1 protein-coding gene is annotated in these 345 nt (G+C 47.0%); it reads left to right on the top strand.

Features of this window, described 5'->3' with window-relative positions:
- Positions 1–345, top strand: a 345-nt coding sequence (locus ACEO2X_RS14305; protein WP_371972196.1) for a transposase, incomplete at both ends; no start/stop codon positions are given.

Genomic DNA, 345 nt, shown 5'->3' with positions numbered 1-345 from the left:
TTCAGGCGGTGATCTATGACTTTCAGGATAGTCGTTCAGGCCAGCATGCTGAAGAGTTCTTGAAAGGCTGGCAGGGCTATCTAGTCTGTGATGATTACAGTGGTTATAAAGCACGTTTTAAATCAGGCCAGGTGATTGAGGTGGGGTGCATGGCCCATGCACGTCGTAAATTCCATGAACTGCATGTAACTGGGAAAAGTCAGGTTGCTGAACAGGCCTTAGTGCTGATTCAGAAACTGTATGCGATAGAAGCAGAACTCAGGAAAAAGACCGATGGTACAGCGGAAGACCGCCGCGAATACCGACAACAGCATAGTCAACCAGTGATGCAACAACTATATGAAT

The organism is Acinetobacter sp. AL9 (assembly GCF_041464035.1).
Lineage (GTDB): Bacteria > Pseudomonadota > Gammaproteobacteria > Pseudomonadales > Moraxellaceae > Acinetobacter > Acinetobacter towneri.
This window is presented reverse-complemented; position numbering and strand designations above follow the sequence as displayed.